Origin of the sequence: Jeotgalibacillus marinus (assembly GCF_040801915.1) — a bacterium.
GTDB classification, from domain to species: Bacteria; Bacillota; Bacilli; order Bacillales; family Jeotgalibacillaceae; genus Jeotgalibacillus; species Jeotgalibacillus marinus.
Genome location: NZ_JBFMIA010000082.1, coordinates 1 through 546, shown reverse-complemented (window position 1 = coordinate 546; position 546 = coordinate 1). Strand labels below are relative to the sequence as shown.

Below are 546 nucleotides of genomic sequence, written 5' to 3'. Positions count from 1 at the left end.
AAGGGAGGGAGGGGGAGAAAAAGGGGAAGAGGGGGAGAAAAAAGGAAAAAGAAAGAAGGGAGGGAAAAAAGGAAAAAAGGGGAGGAGGGGGAGAAGAGAAGGAAAAAAGGAGGGAGAGAAAAAAAGAGGAAAGGGGGAAGGAGAGAAAGAAGAAGAAGGAAAAAAGGAAAAAAAAAAAGGGGAAGAAGAGGGGAGGGAAAAAGGAGGGAAGGAAAGGAAAAAAAAGGAGGAGGAGGGGAGAGAAGAGAAAGGAGGGAAGGGAAAAAAGGGAAAAAAGAAAAAAGAAGGGGGGAGGGGGGAGGGAAAGGAGAGGAGGAAAGAAGAAGGAAGGGAGGAAAAAGGAAAAAGGGGAGAAGAGAAAAGGGGAAGAGAGGAGGAGGGAGGAAGAGAAAGAAAAAGGAAAGAGGAGGAAGGGGGGAGAAAAGAGAGAAGGGGAGGAGAGGGGAGAGAAAGGAGAGAAAGAGGGAGGAAGGAGAGGGCAAGCGGGGGGCAAGGAAAAGGAAGGAAAGGGGAAAAACCACTACACTTATGCTCGAAGGAGGGTGT

Annotated in this window: 1 protein-coding gene; it reads left to right on the top strand. The window is 48.5% G+C overall.

Features of this window, described 5'->3' with window-relative positions; genetic code table 11:
- On the top strand, nucleotides 1-546 hold a 546-nt coding region (locus AB1471_RS18620; RefSeq protein ID WP_367780936.1), incomplete at both ends, for a hypothetical protein.